This is a genomic window from Cuspidothrix issatschenkoi CHARLIE-1 (assembly GCF_002934005.1).
Taxonomy (GTDB): domain Bacteria; phylum Cyanobacteriota; class Cyanobacteriia; order Cyanobacteriales; family Nostocaceae; genus Cuspidothrix; species Cuspidothrix issatschenkoi.
Genome location: NZ_PGEM01000090.1, coordinates 1 through 1,968 on the forward strand (window position 1 = coordinate 1; position 1,968 = coordinate 1,968).

General features: G+C 42.3%; 1 protein-coding gene. It reads right to left on the bottom strand.

Annotated features, from left to right (window positions below; all coding sequences use genetic code 11):
- On the bottom strand, nucleotides 1-1,968 hold a 1,968-nt coding region (locus CUN59_RS13165; RefSeq protein WP_243406933.1), incomplete at both ends, for a beta strand repeat-containing protein.

Here is a 1,968-nt window from a genome sequence, read left to right on the forward strand (position 1 = left end):
TGACGTTATCACCCGCGTTACCTATAGCGTTAATTGCAGCCGTTCCTGTTAGTGTCAAGTTTTCAACGTTAGCAAGTGCCGCAATAGTGTAAGTAACACTAGATTGAATGGTATCTGTACCTTCGTTGGCATTTTCGATAATGGTATCAGTGGTGCTATCAACAATGTAGGTATCGTTGCCTAAACCACCAATTAAGGTATCTGTACCCGCACCACCATTAAGGGTGTTATTAGCACTGTTACCAGTAATGACGTTATTACCTATGTTACCCGTACCGTTATTTGCAGCCGTTCCTGTTAAAGTCAGGTTTTCAACGTTGGCAGCAATAGTGTAAGTAACACTAGATTGAATAGTATCTGTACCAGCACTGGCATTTTCGATAATGGTATCAGTGGTGCTATCAACAATGTAGGTATCGTTTCCTGTACCACCAATTAAGGTATCTGTACCCGCACCACCATTAAGGGTATTATTAGCACTGTTACCAGTAATGACATTATCACCCGCGTTACCTGTAGCGTTAATTGCAGCCGTTCCTGTTAAAGTCAGGTTTTCAACATTAGTAAGTGCCGCAATAGTGTAAGTAACAATAGATTGAATGGTATCTGTACCAGCACTGGCATTTTCGGTAATGGTATCAGTGGTGCTATCAACAATATAGGTGTCGTCACCTGTACCACCAATTGAGGTATCATTACCCGCACCACCAATTAGGGTATCATTACCTGCGCCACCAACAAGGGTGTTATTAGCACTGTTACCAGTAATGACGTTATCACCTTCGTTACCTGTAGCGTTTGCTGCTGTTCCTGTCAGTGTCAAGTTTTCAACGTTAGCAAGTGCCGCAATGGTGAAAGTAACACTAGATTGAATGGTATCTGTACCTTCGTTGGCATTTTCAGTAATGGTATCAGTGGTGCTATCAACAATGTAAGTATCATTACCTGCACCACCAATCAGGGTATCTGTACCAGCACCACCAATGAGGGTATCATTACCAGCATTACCAGAGAGTAGGTTGTTTTGGCTATCACCAGTAATGGTGTCATTTTGACTTGTTCCTAGAACATGATCAAAATTGATGACCGTGAATGTTCCCACTCCCGGTACACCATTGACAGTCAATTGTTGGGTTTGTAAATTGACATTGATAGAGGCTGCATTCCCCGCAGTGGATACATCAATGATATTATTAACCGCACTAGCATCAGCAATAATTGTCTCTACCTGAATCAGTTGATCATTTCCTAGTCCACCACCTTTAGTGATGACTCCTGTTGGTGATAAGGTTATGCTTTGTCCAAGTTGGCTATAGTTTGCTGTATCATTACCTGCACCACCATTAAGGGTGTCGTTACCAGCACCACCAGTGAGGGTATCATTTCCTGCATTACCAGAGAGTTGGTTGTTTTGGCTATCACCAGTAATGGTGTCATTTCGACTTGTTCCTATAACATGATCAAAATTGGTGACCGTGAATGTTCCCACTCCCGGTACACCATTGACAGTCAATTGTTGGGTTTGTAAATTGACGTTGATAGAGGCTGCATTCCCCGCAGTGGATACATCAATGGTATTATTAACCGCACTGGCATCAGCAATAATTGTCTCTACCTGAATCAGTTGATCATTTCCTAGTCCACCACCTTTAGTGATGTTTCCTGTTGGTGATAAGGTTATGCTTTGTCCAAGTTGGCTATAGTTTGCTGTATCATTACCAGCACCACCATTAAGGGTGTCCTTACCAGCACCACCAATGAGGGTATCATTTCCTAAACCACCATTAAGAATGTTATTAGCACTGTTACCAGTAATGACGTTATCACCCGCGTTACCTATAGCGTTAATTGCAGCCGTTCCTGTTAGTGTCAAGTTTTCAACGTTAGCAAGTGCCGCAATAGTGTAAGTAACACTAGATTGAATGGTATCTGTACCTTCGTTGGCATTTTCGATAATGGTATCAGTGG